At 28.9% G+C, this 14782-nt stretch carries 14 protein-coding genes; 6 read left to right on the top strand and 8 right to left on the bottom strand.

What is annotated here, in order from left to right; genetic code table 11:
- Nucleotides 1-82: 82 nt before the first annotated feature.
- Complete coding sequence (locus tag JHL18_RS07870) at nucleotides 83-1372, bottom strand: tetratricopeptide repeat protein (RefSeq protein WP_200267848.1); 1290 nt, start codon at nucleotides 1370-1372, stop codon at nucleotides 83-85.
- A 128-nt stretch (nucleotides 1373-1500) separates the two neighbouring features.
- Here JHL18_RS07870 and JHL18_RS07865 point away from each other — a divergent pair, with 128 nt between their 5' ends.
- The 5 genes from JHL18_RS07865 to JHL18_RS07845 all read left to right on the top strand — a co-directional run bounded on the left by JHL18_RS07865 (nucleotide 1501) and on the right by JHL18_RS07845 (nucleotide 7757).
- Nucleotides 1501-2088, top strand: coding sequence for a hypothetical protein (locus tag JHL18_RS07865; protein WP_200267846.1), 588 nt, complete (start codon nucleotides 1501-1503; stop codon nucleotides 2086-2088).
- Nucleotides 2088-2648 carry a hypothetical protein gene (locus JHL18_RS07860; RefSeq protein ID WP_200267844.1) on the top strand — a complete coding sequence of 187 codons (561 nt, stop codon included), beginning with the start codon at nucleotides 2088-2090 and terminating at the stop codon, nucleotides 2646-2648. Before JHL18_RS07865 ends, JHL18_RS07860 begins: the two co-directional genes overlap by 1 nt.
- Nucleotides 2649-3126: 478 nt before the next feature.
- Nucleotides 3127-6093 (top strand): SH3 domain-containing protein, encoded by a 2967-nt coding sequence (locus tag JHL18_RS07855; protein WP_200267842.1) that lies wholly within the window; start codon nucleotides 3127-3129, stop codon nucleotides 6091-6093.
- Between the two features lie 726 nt (nucleotides 6094-6819).
- On the top strand, nucleotides 6820-7029 hold the full coding sequence (locus tag JHL18_RS07850; protein WP_200267840.1) for a hypothetical protein: 210 nt from the start codon (nucleotides 6820-6822) through the stop codon (nucleotides 7027-7029).
- Nucleotides 7030-7334: 305 nt separating this feature from the next.
- On the top strand, nucleotides 7335-7757 hold the full coding sequence (locus JHL18_RS07845; protein ID WP_200267905.1) for a phage holin family protein: 423 nt from the start codon (nucleotides 7335-7337) through the stop codon (nucleotides 7755-7757).
- A 224-nt stretch (nucleotides 7758-7981) separates the two neighbouring features.
- Here the strand turns inward: JHL18_RS07845 and JHL18_RS07840 are convergent, their stop codons facing one another.
- Nucleotides 7982-8413 (bottom strand): hypothetical protein, encoded by a 432-nt coding sequence (locus JHL18_RS07840; protein WP_200267838.1) that lies wholly within the window; start codon nucleotides 8411-8413, stop codon nucleotides 7982-7984.
- A gap of 77 nt (nucleotides 8414-8490) precedes the next feature.
- Nucleotides 8491-9000 (bottom strand): YcxB family protein, encoded by a 510-nt coding sequence (locus JHL18_RS07835; RefSeq protein ID WP_200267836.1) that lies wholly within the window; start codon nucleotides 8998-9000, stop codon nucleotides 8491-8493.
- A gap of 448 nt (nucleotides 9001-9448) precedes the next feature.
- Here JHL18_RS07835 and JHL18_RS07830 point away from each other — a divergent pair, with 448 nt between their 5' ends.
- Nucleotides 9449-10489: an N-acetylmuramoyl-L-alanine amidase gene (locus JHL18_RS07830; RefSeq protein ID WP_200267834.1), complete on the top strand. Its 1041-nt coding sequence runs from the start codon at nucleotides 9449-9451 to the stop codon at nucleotides 10487-10489.
- A 157-nt stretch (nucleotides 10490-10646) separates the two neighbouring features.
- Here the strand turns inward: JHL18_RS07830 and JHL18_RS07825 are convergent, their stop codons facing one another.
- The 5 genes from JHL18_RS07825 to JHL18_RS07805 form a co-directional block, all read right to left on the bottom strand.
- Entirely contained in the window at nucleotides 10647-11162 is a 516-nt protein-coding gene (locus tag JHL18_RS07825) for a YcxB family protein (RefSeq protein ID WP_200267832.1), read from the bottom strand.
- Between the two features lie 243 nt (nucleotides 11163-11405).
- Entirely contained in the window at nucleotides 11406-12041 is a 636-nt protein-coding gene (locus JHL18_RS07820) for a hypothetical protein (protein ID WP_200267830.1), read from the bottom strand.
- A gap of 16 nt (nucleotides 12042-12057) precedes the next feature.
- Nucleotides 12058-12543 (bottom strand): YcxB family protein, encoded by a 486-nt coding sequence (locus JHL18_RS07815; protein WP_200267828.1) that lies wholly within the window; start codon nucleotides 12541-12543, stop codon nucleotides 12058-12060.
- A gap of 33 nt (nucleotides 12544-12576) precedes the next feature.
- On the bottom strand, nucleotides 12577-12978 hold the full coding sequence (locus tag JHL18_RS07810) for a DUF5412 family protein (RefSeq protein WP_200267826.1): 402 nt from the start codon (nucleotides 12976-12978) through the stop codon (nucleotides 12577-12579).
- Between the two features lie 183 nt (nucleotides 12979-13161).
- Nucleotides 13162-14400 (bottom strand): chitosanase, encoded by a 1239-nt coding sequence (locus JHL18_RS07805; RefSeq protein WP_200267824.1) that lies wholly within the window; start codon nucleotides 14398-14400, stop codon nucleotides 13162-13164.
- Nucleotides 14401-14782 lie beyond the last annotated feature (382 nt).

Genomic DNA, 14782 nt, shown 5'->3' with positions numbered 1-14782 from the left:
TGGCTAAGTTCTTTTTTCTGCAAAGATAATTATAAAACTTTTATACTGATTAAGCCTAGATATTTCAATGATTTCAGAAGTTTCAGTGAACTTCGTTATATAAATCTAGGAAGACCGAATTGTCCCTTATCTTATCAAATATGCAATCATCAAGATAGTCATAATAACAAATAAGTTTTTCTTTTGCTATATTTAAGTTGTTAAAACATTCATCAAGATTATCTTCGTATAAGTTTATAGCAGCTGAAACAATATAGAAATCTCCATTATCAGGATCAATTTCTATAGCTTTTTCTATATTTTCTCTAGCAAGAGGTATATTCCCTAGCTTGTACAGTATATGAGCATAATTTTTATAAGCTTCAGCTAGTGTACTATCAATTTCTATGGATTTTGTAATATCTTCTAGAGCTTCTTCATATTTATTAAGTCTAATTAATACAAAAGCTCTATTGTTTAATGCTACATTGCTATTGATATCGAAGCTTATTATTTTGTTTGAAACAATAAGTGCAGAATTAAAATCAGAACTTTCTACATATGCTCCCCATAACAAGCTATTAGTTCTGATATTATCATTAATAGCGATAGCTTTTTCAGCTATAGAAATAGCTTTATCGTATTCTTTAAGTAATATATGATTATTAACAATCATGATGTAAAGGAGTATTTCATTGGGATGTATTTTTATGTAATCATACAACAATTTTAAAACATCTTTAGTTAGTTTTGATTTACTATATATAGAAATCTTTCTCATATAGTAGGAAATATTACTAGGATTCAAGTCTATAAACTTTTCCATATCTTTAAGAGCCAAATTATATTTATTTATGTGAAAAAAACACATTGCTCTAATGTAGTAAGCAAATTCGTTAGTGTTTACACTATTTAAGTAAGTATTCATATCTGATAAGGCATTCTCAAAATCATCAATTTCGAAATAAGATTTACCTCTTAAATAATACGCATCTATATTAAAATAATTAAGCTCCAGAATTTTTGTACAATCATTTATTACATTATTGTGATTTTTAAGTGTAAGGTTACATAATATTCTAAAATAGTAGGTGTCAACATCGCTATCACATAGTTCTATTGCTTTATCGAACTCATCAAGAGATACCGCAAAGTCTCTATTATTATAATATAATTGACCTTTTAAGCTGTAGGCATAGAAATGTTCAGGATATATGTAAATAGCTTTATCATATAATTCAAATGCTTTTTCAACATTTCCTGAGTTAAGATATTCTGTTCCTTTTAATATGTACATATTGTATTTTCTTATGGTTTCCTTCTTATTGCCAGCGCGATTTAATAGAACTACAAATGCAACAAAGATAAGGATGACTATTATTATGAAGGTCATTTTATCACTCCTAATGTATTGGGGTTAATGCCATTATATCATTAATTTTATATGACATTAAAGCTGTGTTATAATAGGTATTAGTAAAATTAATACATTTATGTGATTAAGTATAAGGAGGAATGGTTTTGGAAATAAGATATAAATTATCAATGATAGATAAATTTAAAATAACAAGTTTCTTATTGAAAAAAGATAGCTACTTAAATAAATCTTATAGTATGAGTCGTATAGTAAAAGAAATATTACTAATATATATGATACCGATATTTTACAAGACATTCTTATTAACGTTCGTAGGGGCAGAGAAAAATAAATCTTTAGAATACCATGTTATAGGATTCTTTAAAAAGTTATACGAAAGTTTTTTTATTGATCTATATTCATTGATAATTATAACAATAATATATTTATTCGTTTTTTTTATTTGGAGAAGCTTATTAATATCAGTATCTCAGAAAACTGCTATCAATAACTATGTCAATACCTTAGCTATAAATGAATCAGGTATAAAGTTACAAAATGATAGCTTTATAGAATCAATAAATATAGATTATATTAAAGAAATAGTGATAAGTAATGAATATTTATATTTCTTTGGAGATAGGGATTTATTGCTTAGTGTTGTACCAACAAAGAAAATTGAAACTTCAAGAAATGAGCTTGATAATCTTTTGGGAAAAAACTACAAAAAGGTAGTTAAAGAGGTGCATTAATGAGTTACGAGTATTATATAGATGATAAAGTTATTGCTAAAAAGAATGAACGAGATAAGGCTGGTTTAAGAAGAAAATTAAAAAAAGTATTCTTCCTTATAAATATTCCTTTGTTATATATTTTTTGTGTATTTATATATTCTTTTTATGATGCTACGCTAAAGGTTATACCTACTAGATTAAATATTTATATAGTAATAACTATAATATTTATTGTAGTTGTCTTCATTAAGATATTTAAAAATATCCAATACGATTCCAAGAAATTCTCAGAAGATACTTTGAGTTTATTAAAACATAGACTAGCTACTGGATATAATAAATTCAGTTTGGAGTTATTATCAGATGGATTAATGATTAAAAAAGAGTATGGAGAAGTTCTTTATAAGTGGAGTTTTGTGTTGAAGGTTATAATAAAGGATGAAGAGGTTGATATAATAGGAAGAGATGGCACCCCTATAACTAGAATTTATAAAGAGAATATTTCATTTGATATAAATGATTTTATTAAAGAATTATCCAGTTATGTATCAGAAAGTTGTATAACTAGGGAGGGATAGTATAGATGTACCACTTCGAACCGCAATCTATTTTTAAAACTCTCACGGCTTCTGGTGAGAGAATTTTAAAATAATAAATTTCATTACGAAGTGGTGCATCCATAGATTAATTGCTCCAAAGCAAAGCCTATTGGTATATATCTGTATAAGAGTACAAGTTATTCTTTAAGTAATACGTAGACTGTATTATATGATAAATGAAAATCTAATAAAAATCTAATATTATTCTTATAAACAGCTTATTACATACCTTAGTTTCCATGTGTTAGTATTACATCATAGAAATTGTTTAAGAGCAAAGCACTTAGTTAATCACTAGGTGCTTTTTCTTTTGACTAAATTTTCTAACGTGAAAGGATGTGATGCTTATGAGGTTATAAATTTACAAGCAAGAAGAAACACAAATTTTAGTTAAGCAAATTATTAAAAACTTAAAAATTTAAATTACAAAATTACAAAATTAATGGAGGAATGAAAAATGGCAAAAAATTATCCAGATATAAAACCAGGAGAAATAGTTTCAGGAGGATTTACGTATCCAAATAATGCTCAAGTAGTAGGAGATGTTCTTTATCTAAGAGATGCAAATGGAAATGTAATTTCAGGAAGGCAAGTAGACAATGGTGACAAGATAACTGTTCTTGATGTAGGTTATACTAAGCAGCTTACATTAATACAATACCCAGCAGGAACAGCAGTAAGACAAGGGTATGTAACTAACTCTACTAATATAATAAAGTATCTTAATCAAGGGGCTTGGAAGAATGGTTCTACATCAGAAACAGTATATGATGAAAATGATGCGGTGCTTGGTTCGTTAGATCCATACGAAGTAGCAACACCATTATATAAAGCTAGTAATGGAAAGACTCATGTAGTATACAATACTAGCAAAGGAGCAAACACAAAGTCAGGTTATGTTGTATATGGTGGTGGAACTGGTTCAACAAATCCTACAGGTGGTATAGTTCCTGGAGAAGTAGTACCAGGTGGATTTACTTATCCTAACAACGCACAAGTAGTAGGCGATGATTTATATTTAAGAGATGCAAATGGAAATATGATATCAGGAAGACAAGTATCGAATGGAGATAGAATTACTGTATTAGACGTAGGGTATACTAAGCAACTAACTTTAGTTCAATATCCAGCAGGAAGTGTAGTAAGACAAGGATATGTTAGTAACGCTACAGCGTTAATAAAATATGATAGACAAGGTGAATGGCATAATGGATCAACTGCAGAAGAAGTACTGGATGAAAATGGAGCTCACTTAGGTTCTTTAAATTCATACGAAGCAGCAACACCACTATATAAGAAAAATGGAATGACACATGTTGTTTATAATACCGATAAAGGACCAAATACTAAGTCTGGCTATGTTAGATATGAAGGTAGTGCAATGCCTCCTAGTGTAACTATACCAACAATTAATGAATATAATGTGCAGAAACAAGTTTATGGTTTAAGTGGAAAAGGAAGAGAGTTACAAGTTTATAAAGTTGGATCTGGAAGCAAGATTCTCTTTGCTGGATTTAGAATTCATGGGTTTGAAGATAACTGGGCAAGAGATGGGGTAGCACTAGCTACTATAGCTATAGAACTACTAAAAACACTAGCAAGTATAGATAAAGTTAATGGATTAAATGGATGGACTGTTTATGTAGCACCTTCGATGAATCCAGATGGATTGATGGAAGGATGGACCAATAATGGCCCTGGAAGATGCACAATTACAACATCAATAGATCTTAATAGGTCATTTCCAACTGGATTTAGCGTTGATACAAGCTCAAGAAATTACACAGGTAGTCAACCATTATTGGCTCCAGAAGCTAAAGCTTTATCAGCACTTATAACAAATCTTAAGGGTGGAGCTAGCAGAATGGTACTTTTGGATTTCCATGGCTGGTTAAATGAAACTTTAGGAAATTCAGTTATTGGAAAGTTTTTTGATGATCAATTTGGCTTTAGTCATAATCCGAACTATGGTGGTGGATATTTTTCGACATGGGCTAATTCATTAGGAATAGAATCAGCCTTAGTTGAATATCCATCAGTAAGTAGTACTCAAGAGGCTCTTGATAGAGGATTTGTTACAAAGACATTTAATGCAATTAAAGGTATTATTGATTCAGGCGAAAGCAACAGTGGTGGAACAGGTGTGATAGAAATACCAATTAACAAAACTGGACAAGTTATTAATGTTACATCTAATCTAAATGTAAGAAGTAGTGCAAGTATTTCTTCAAGTATAATTGGTTCCTTACAACCGAATTCTATTGTTAATATCATTAGTCAACTGGGAGAGTTCTACAAAATATATTATGGAAATGGTGTGGGATATGTTAGTAAGGACTATGTGACAATAGGGAGTGCGACAATAGATAATTCTTTGAGAGAGGGATCTCAAGGAGATGCTGTAAAGACGTTACAAGAAAATTTGACAGAGTTAGGTTTTTTCAATGGAATAGTTACTGGTTACTATGATGGTTTAACATCTATGGCAGTAAATCAATTTCAGCTAGCTTACGGTGTTATAGGTGAGAGTGGGATAGCTGGAGTAAAAACATTATCAACAATAGACTATATATTCAAGAATATATACGTATTATCACTAATAGAACAATTGGAAAAGGAGGCTGATAATTATTCAAATAAATTAGGGAATAGTGATAGTTTATCAGTAAAAAATACATTGGTTTTAGATTTCTTGAGAAGTATTAGATATAATGCTGGTTTTTCTTGGCTTATTACTCTTGGGATAGCTGAAAATGGGTTTATAGATTACGTTAAAACTAATAATGTTGGACTCTATAATAGGATTATTAGATATATAAATAATAAAGCAGAAAATGCTTATGTATATGGTGAAGCTATTGATCTGGCTCATCTAGCAGCAACTACAGAAGGATACATAGCGTCTCCGGTAGTTCCGAATTTTTGGATTGGATGGGGAGGAGATTTAGCTACTGCAATGGCTGATGTTACAGGAATAAAATTTCGATCTGGTACCGATAAAACTGTTGATGAAATCGCAGAGTCAGTCATTGGAAACAATGAATATAGTTGTTCTAGAATTGATATTGCAGTAGATATTGATTCAATAGCAATAGCCTCCAATGCTAATATAGCTAGGTTTTCAGATATAATAAAGAAGCAATATACTGGAATTGATTTATCCAGTAAACGTAAAGAAATAATATTTGGAGAATTAGGAGTCGATTTATTAGTAAGTGAAGAAGTATTATATCAAAAGATATATGGTAAGATTACAGGTATTACAGGTTTTCTATTTGGTGTAGTGTCAACGCCGTTGTATAAACTTGCAATATATACCGAAAAAGATAGCAATAATAATGTGATTCGATCAATAGAGCCAACTAAAGAGGTACAAATAGCAACTTGCAAAGCTTTTGCAAAATATATACTAAATAAGCTTTAAAAATAGGTTGTTATATGTAAGTTTAAAGCATTGATATTGATATAAAAGAGGCTTTAATTAGCCTCTTTTGTAAATTGATAATTATAGGATAAAATTAGCTGAGTTTTTTTGAAATAGATAAAAAACTCATAATAAAATATATTAAGTTTGATATTAACATTAATAATGAAGATATACAAAATAATATATTTTGAGGATTTGTAAATAAATCCGATACCATTGTTAAAAAAACATTGAAGCCTTGATGAGTATGCAAAAAAACTGAGACAAATGGAGGAATTAATAATGGTAAGAAAGTTAAGATAAATAATAAAAAGCTATATTTAAAATTTACTGTTGATTTTTTTAATAATAGTATAGTTAGTACATTTAATACAAGAGGCAATATATTTACTGTTAGTAAATCAAATAAATAAGTCATATTAAAATCTTGTATAAAAATAAAAGCCCACATAAGTAATACTAATCTTATACAAATCTGGATAATAGCGCCTGCATATCCAAACAAATTTGCTAATTTAGTCATAGTTAACTCCTTGTAAATTAATTTTAATTAATATTATATCGTTAAGTATAACAAATGTATATATTAACAAACTAAGTTTAAATTTTATTTACATTTTTTATAATAGCGAGCGTTATGAAACACTATTTTATTTATATTATATAAGATTAGTGGGATACAGATAGTTGCCTAAATTTCTACACTAGGATATTGACATATGTTTGAGTTTTATTCTGATAATAGGAGATGCGCTAGTAAATACAACAGAGCTTTCATCAAAAGATACATTAGATGCATCTGTTGTAAGAAAAATTACAGAAGAAAGTAATGCTGAAATAGCAAGTGAAAAATTAAAATCTTCTATTAAATACAGGTCATTACACAACAGGGTACTAGGGAATTTATCGAGTTTACTAAAGACGAAGCTATGAAAGAGTATTCTTTTTGTATTACAAATGAGATAGCATTGCCCAAGTATTGCGTGCAACTATTTGAAAAAGTGAATATGATATAGTGGAAATAAATAGTTAGTTATAATGAATATCTTAATCTTTATTTATTACTAACAATATGAGAAGGATTTAGGTACTAATCTGAAGTTAGTTCGTGAGATAATGATAGCAAAATAGTATTATAGAAATAGACGACAGTAGCACTGAATTTAATCAGTGTATACTGTCTTTTGTTTTATAATGCCAAACAATAATATTTAAATCATTAGAAGGAGGTATGCAAAATAGATAAACAAAATATAATAACTTCACTTATTGCAGCCATTGGAACTGGAGTAACTTGGATCTTTGGAGTATGGGATACTGCTCTTATGGTGCTTATTGCTTTTATGGTCTTGGAATATGCTACAGGAGTTATAAAAGCTTATATAAACAAGATAATTTCTAGTGATGTAGGGCTAAAAGGAATAGCTAGAAAGTCAGTCATATTCATAGTTCTTATTGTAGCTGTTCTTTTAGACAAGCTTTTAAATACTGGCACATGGTTATTTAGAACCTTAGTGTGTTATTTCTATATAGCAAATGAGGGAATAAGTCTACTAGAAAACTGCGTGGAGCTTGGGCTTCCTGTACCAGAACAATTACAAGATGCTTTAGTTCAGCTTAAGGATGGAAATAGAAAAGATATGAATAAAAGAGAAGAATAATAATTAAGAAGAGGCTATGAAAGCATACCCATTTGGTATTGCAAATGAGATAGCATTGCCAAAATATTGCATACATCTGTTCAAGAAGATAAATATGATATAGTAGAATCTATTAATCCATATAGTAGAGGATATGGTAATAGTATGTAAGTTTAAAACCTTGATATTGATATAAAAAAGGTTTTAATTGGCCTCTTTTATAAATTGATAATTATAGGATAAAATTAGCTGAGTTTTTTTGAAATAGATAAAAAACTCATAATAAAATATATTAAGTTTGATATTAACATTAATAATGAAGATATGCAAAATAATATATTTTGAGGATTTGTAAATAAATCCGATACCATTGTTAAAAAAACATTGAAGCCTTGATGAGTATGCAAAAAAACTGAGACAAATGGAGGAATTAATAATGGTAAGAAAGTTAAGATAAATAATAAAAAGCTATATTTAAAATTTACTGTTGATTTTTTTAATAATCTTATAGTTAGTACATTTAATACAAGAGGCAATATATATGCTGTTAGCAAATCAAATAAATAAGCCATATTAAAATCTTGTATAAAAATAAAAGCCCACATAAGTAATACTGATCTTATACAAATCTGGATAATAGCGCCCGCATATCCAAACAAATTTGCTAATTTAATCATAGTTAACTCCTTGTAAATTAATTTTAATTAATATTATATAGTTATTGGGAACGACGGTATATATGAGTAGGCGAAGTTTAAGTTTTATTTACATGTCGATAAAAATACTGAGTAAAAGAATCTTTTTCGTCATTAGAAGAGAATGAACTAAGGGGAATTGAATAACCTATATTCGGTTTAATGTAAATAAATATATGATCCTTAGTGCTGATTATATTTAATACCGAGTTCCATTCAAATTTATATGTAGAAGAAGTACTACTTTTAGTTATGCCTTCATCTGATAATTCTACAGTTAAATATTCAAAATTTAATTTTTTAAATTTAAAAATAAGTATCGCCTTGAAAAGTATGTCGACGGACTTTGGATAAAATATAATCCATAATACACAGAATATAAATTCTATGATATACCAGTAAAAAAAATTTTTAGACAAGTAGTAGTAATCATAAATAAAGCTTAATATTGCTACTAGTGGAATGAGAATTATAAAAAATATAGTAGCAGTCCTACTAGCAGAGGATGGTTTTGTTTTTATATTTAAGGCAACCATATCTTCAACGGTATTTATATATGATATTTTCACAGTATTCACCTACCTTATTTATCGAGTTAAAAAAAGAAGATATATTATAATCAACAGATTGATTTATGTATGTACCACTTCATATTGAAATTTATTATTTTTAAATTCTCTTACCAGAACCTGTGAGAGTTTTAAAAATAAGTTTCGGATTCAAGTGATACATCTTTAATTAAATTGTATATAAAAACTATATAAACTACAAGGCTCAATGGAATATATATGGAAGTATATTATTCACACATTATATTTAATTACAATAATGATTAAATAAAAATCTATTAAGAAAATCATTTATAGCTTACTACAATTTTTCTATGTACGGTTCAGAAAAAGCAGATGTGCAAAAACTCGCTGAAGTAAATGGCTTCAGCGAGTTTTTCATATTAAATTATGTTTAAGCATTGTATTAAAATCAAAAAATGAAATTTAAATAAAGGAGCGATTATATATGAAGATAGCCATAAGAGGTGGTCATAACTTTCAAGCGGTAGGGGCATCAGGAATAATTGATGAAACTACAGAAGACCGAAAGGTTAAAGATGCAGTTATAAAATATTTAAGAGCATCAGGACACAATGTGCTGGATGTGACTCCAGGAGACTGCGATGTAAACACAGATTTAGCCTATGGTGTAAATAGTGCTAATAGATTCGGAGCAGAACTTTTTGCATCCATACATTTTAACAAAGCTTATGATAGTTATAGTGGAGCTATTGGTACAGAAGTTTGGATATACTCTACTGGAGGAAAAGCAGAGCCTATAGCTACAAGAGTTGTAAAAAAAATATCGTCAGAAACAGGTTTGAAGAACAGAGGAGTAAAGACTTCTACTAGTTTGTACGAATTAAGAAAAACTACTATGCCTGCTATGATAATTGAAGTGTGTTTTGTAGAAGCTACAGAAGATGTGAGAATATACAATGAGAAAGGTTATGACTTAATTGGGAAATGTATAGCTGAAGCTATAACTGATAACACAATAGATGGAGTCGAAGATTATACAAAACCCAATCCACAAGGGATTCAACCTGATGTTATGAATAGCATTAAAAATAAAAACACATTCATGACTAACGCAACTGCTCAAGTTGCCTTAGACGCTAGAGATAAAGGAGAGGCATCTTATATTGATATAGGAGAGATATATGCAAATGAAAGAATTCAGATATTAGCAGAGGTTTGTGATAAGGAGTATTTCCTACCGGTTATTTACTGGAAGGATGAATTAGCAAAAGCATCAGAAAAAGTATGGGTAAATTCAAAACAAGAGGTACTGGCGATAGATACAAATGCTAGTGTCATTAATGTAGTAACAGAGCTAGATGCTAGGTATGAACCTTTACCAGAAAGCCCAAGAATGGGATATGTAAATAATGGTGAAAGATTGTTTGTTCATAAATCAGAAGGAGATTATGTACTTGCTACTTACTTTGCAGGAGTAGGGTATAAAACAGCTTATTTCACAGAAAAGTATATAGAGATGGACTAATTATATAGATATAAATATAAAATCTAGTGTCAATATTAAAAGTTTCTTATTACAGACATTAGTTTCCATGTGTTAGTGTAGCTATAAGTAGGAATAAAAAAGTAGTCTATTTAATTTACAGACATCAATTAAATAGACTACTTTTTTAAATTTTAAATTAATATTTAGAAGAATTATTAAGGTGATCATAGAGATATTTAATAAAAGATTGAGTTTCAATACTAGACGAAAATGAACTTAAAGATATTGCTAAACCATTATTAGTATTTAGATAAATAAATATGTGATCCTTAGTGGTGATTATATTATCTACTGACTTCCATTCAAATTTATGGTTAGAAGAGCTACTGATTTTAGTCAGACCCTCTTCTGATAATTCTAGCGTTAAAGGTTCAAAATTGATTGTATCTAGTTTAGAAATAAGACGTTTCTTATAAGTTATATCTAGAAGTTTAGGGTATAATATTATCCACAATAAACAGAATATAAATGCGCCTATAGAGAAAGAAGAGATTCCTTGGTCAAAATAAAGATAGTCATAAATTAAATACAAGATTGTTATTAGTGGAACAATACTTGTAAAGATTACCTTAATGTTTTTATTATAATTTGATTTAGCCTTTTTGTTAAAAGAAACCAAATCTTCAACAGTATTTATATATGATATTTTCATAGTAGTCACCTGCCTTATTTATAGATGAACCACTTCGTAATAAAGTTTATTATTTTTAAATTCTCTCACCAGAATCCGTGAGAGTTTTAAAAATAGATTTTGGATTGAAGTGGTTCATCTTTATTAAGTTTAAAAATCACAATCTAGTAATATCAATATATCAATCTAATTAAATCATACATAAAGTTTGTGTCTACTACAAGTTTTTACAAAATTTACTGCGTGGGTATATAGATTTAAACATTATAAAAATTTACAAATCATATTTCCATCTTCATCAAAAACATAAGTAATATTTGCTAGTGGACCAATCTTTAAGATGGTTAATACATTCTCTTTTAGATTCATAGAAGGAATCTTATATATGCCATTATTTAAAGGAATTATTTTCTTCGATAATAGATTTACAAAATAGGAACTTTCTTGAGCTTTGATAAATAATTTGTTAGTATCCTTAAAAGGGTACACCATAATACTCGTTATTCTTCCTTTGATAAATGAGTTTACTAAAAAGGATCTTAAATCTTCAGATAAAGGAGCCTTGATTTTAAACATAGCTCTATTCCCATCTATAAAAGTGAAGATATAATCTTGATCTTTAGTAATTTGATAGCTGCAGTAATTTAATTTACTATTTTTCACTTCTATATTTTTATCCGATATTATACTCTCTTTTCCGTACTCTATCCCGAATGCCCTAACATTTTGATAATTATATGCTTTATTCTCAATACTCATCTCTAAGCTACAATTGTATTTAATTAATTCATTGGTGTTAGAAAGTGTATATTTATCTTTATTTAGTTGATTTTTTATAAAGATAAATGCACATATTGCAATTATCAATGTGAAAAAGGTTAATATTATCTTCTTAAACATTAGTGGGCCTCCTGCATTACTGATGATACTTATTTAGAAAATCAAGAAATTCTTTTTTATGGGATTCAACTTCGAATATTCTTTTTGGTATAAAGATGTTATCTCTATGATTATTAGTATAAATATGTATATATTTATCAGTTTCTAAGAATCTATCAATAGATTTTTTAGTTAGAGATTTTTCATAGAAAGATGATGTTATTAGTATAGTATCATCTTTTATACAAATTGATTTTTTAGATATATTAGATTTTATATTTTTTTTAATAACATCATTTCTCTTCTTTTTTCTAACTAAAGGTATTGTAAGTAGGCAAACTATATATAATAGTATAAAAAATACGATATTTTCTTTAAATAGGAGAGTGAGTAATAATACACTAAGAAATGTAAGAATATAATTTTCTATAAATTCACCTATTTTATAGTATTTATGGTGTATTCTATTTTCTACGCTTCCTTCTATGAATTCTTCATTTGAGAGAGTATATTCAATATTCATAATTGACCTCCAATTAATCACGTGGTCAGTATGTTACTTATCTTTCTTTTCATACTTCACCTTTATTCCATGTATTATATCTACCTTAAGATCTATATCCTTATCATCATTTGAATAAGTAACCGTTAAATTTTTATCATCTTCCCATTTAACATCTATATCTTTACTATGATAGGCTGAGTATACATTACCCCCTTGAAGAAGAAGCTTTTTTATCTTCTTTTTATCAGTTTTAGAATCAAGTATTGATACTCTAGGAACAAAAGAAGTTGTGGCTCCACCTGAGTATACGTAAGCATAGGCTGTGTAATATCCGTTAGGGGAGGCAGTTTCCTTTAAAATTTCTATATTTGATTCACTAGAGCATCCTGTAAATAATACTAGAAAACTTAGTAGGGTGATATATACAAAACTTTTCTTAAAAGCTCTAAACATTATTAACTCCTTAGTATCTATAATTAATTGTTATATTAATTATAGGCAATAATTATTTTTATGTCTAATTACATATTGGTTTCAATGAATGAATAAAAGTAATGTGAGTTTAAAATAAAAATACACCTCAAAATGTCAGCAGATTTGTTGAGCATTAGAGGTGTACTTTTTTATATTGTTATATTACTGAGCTGCTTTTATAGAGAAGGTTTCCCAACCGCTTATAGAATCTCTATTAGCATATAAAACTCCGCCATTATTGAAGTCAGCAGCCACGTATTTACTATTTGCCATAGCTTGAAGTCCAATATTTCCATCACTTAAGGTAACTATCTTGAACTTTTCCCATCCGTCTATAGATGAGCTTCTTGCTACTAGCTTTGTGCCATTATTTAAATCAGCACAAACATATCTGTTGTTAATTTTTGAAAGTAGAGAAATTGTTCCATCATTATTTTGTATTACCTGAAACTTTTCCCAATCTCCAACTATTGTTTTACTTGCAACTAGTGGATCGTTACCGTAGTTGGCAGCAGATATATAATTTCCGTTATATACTGAGGTTATTGTAGACCATTGAGTTGGAACTGGAGTAGGGTTAGTTGTAGTTGAAGTAGTGATTGTAAAAGTATCACCATAACAAGTAACTGTTAAAGGAGCAGTAAGATTTACGTTATTATTTGCTAAAAGTGTTTGATATACTTTAACTCTGTCTTCTGATCCATTCCAAGCTGGATCTGATACAAGTATATTGTATCTTATGCTTAAGAATTTGCTAAGCCATGTCTTTTCAGAAACTCCTGTCTTAGGTGTTCCACCAACTGCTTTAGTTGTTTGGCTCATTATATCTCTTGCACCATCTTCACCATGGTTAATAAATGCATCGTAAAGTTCGCCTTTTGTTATTGGCAAAGTTGCACCGATTTCAGAAGCTGCTACTTGAGCTGGATTCCAATACAACCTGTCTACTAGATTATGCTGAGCTGTTTGGAAAGCTGGATCGCTTGCACAAGATGCAAAATCAGCAGGGAAACCTGAAAGTCCAGCAGTACTGCTTTGCATACCATCTGGATGAGGCATAGCATCTATGGCTTGAAAAGCAGGTATATATTTAACTAATTTATTACTAGGGTTAAGTTTTTTATATTCTTGTAAGAACAATGTACCGTCATAAGTACCACTGCAAAATCCCGGGAAACCGAAAGTATAACCTCTTCCATCCCCTATATTTTCGCAGTAAGAATATTTTAGAGTTGTAGTACTGTTTTCAAAGATAGAAGTAAGCTTGTACATTACTTCCACTGAAGGACTTGAAAATGTATAAGCTTTAGCAGGTATAACTGAAGCTAATACGAAAAGAAAAGATAAAACTAAAGTAGATATGGCTTTTTTTGAACTTGTCCATTTTTTTGATGCTTCCATTTATAAATCACCTCGTATTTTATTTGATCACAACATATCCCTTAGAACTAAGTTTTTATCCATCCTTAAAATTTATAAAGCTTGAATTTGGGTTGGAAAAACAAACTTTTAAATTTATCGTTAGTTTATTAAAGTAACTAAGTTTAATATCGTTACCTATTGCCTCTCTACCTGTAAAACATAACATTTCGACAAAATATATGCTGTTTTGCAAAAAATAAAAACTTTGTTATATGCTAAGCGTTTATAGAGAAATTTACAAAATTTTTAACTTTGTTCATAGATGATGTAAAATGCTGTATATTTAGGAAAAAGTAATGCAAATATCAGCTAATAATCACAATTCAAAAAGATTATTGCAGATATATAAAGAAAATGAGAA

This window comes from Clostridium yunnanense, assembly GCF_016595795.1.
Lineage (GTDB): Bacteria > Bacillota > Clostridia > Clostridiales > Clostridiaceae > Clostridium_AR > Clostridium_AR yunnanense.
This window is presented reverse-complemented; position numbering and strand designations above follow the sequence as displayed.

Excerpts from the sequence above, each read along its gene's own strand:
- JHL18_RS07810 (WP_200267826.1), bottom strand. The coding sequence starts at position 12,978 with ATGTTTAGAGCTTTTAAGAAAAGTTTTGTATATATCACCCTACTAAGT.
- JHL18_RS07860 (WP_200267844.1), top strand. The coding sequence starts at position 2,088 with ATGAGTTACGAGTATTATATAGATGATAAAGTTATTGCTAAAAAGAAT.
- JHL18_RS07870 (WP_200267848.1), bottom strand. The coding sequence starts at position 1,372 with ATGACCTTCATAATAATAGTCATCCTTATCTTTGTTGCATTTGTAGTT.
- JHL18_RS07830 (WP_200267834.1), top strand. The coding sequence starts at position 9,449 with ATGAAGATAGCCATAAGAGGTGGTCATAACTTTCAAGCGGTAGGGGCA.
- JHL18_RS07805 (WP_200267824.1), bottom strand. The coding sequence starts at position 14,400 with ATGGAAGCATCAAAAAAATGGACAAGTTCAAAAAAAGCCATATCTACT.
- JHL18_RS07815 (WP_200267828.1), bottom strand. The coding sequence starts at position 12,543 with ATGAATATTGAATATACTCTCTCAAATGAAGAATTCATAGAAGGAAGC.
- JHL18_RS07855 (WP_200267842.1), top strand. The coding sequence starts at position 3,127 with ATGGCAAAAAATTATCCAGATATAAAACCAGGAGAAATAGTTTCAGGA.
- JHL18_RS07825 (WP_200267832.1), bottom strand. The coding sequence starts at position 11,162 with ATGAAAATATCATATATAAATACTGTTGAAGATTTGGTTTCTTTTAAC.
- JHL18_RS07840 (WP_200267838.1), bottom strand. The coding sequence starts at position 8,413 with ATGATTAAATTAGCAAATTTGTTTGGATATGCGGGCGCTATTATCCAG.
- JHL18_RS07820 (WP_200267830.1), bottom strand. The coding sequence starts at position 12,041 with ATGTTTAAGAAGATAATATTAACCTTTTTCACATTGATAATTGCAATA.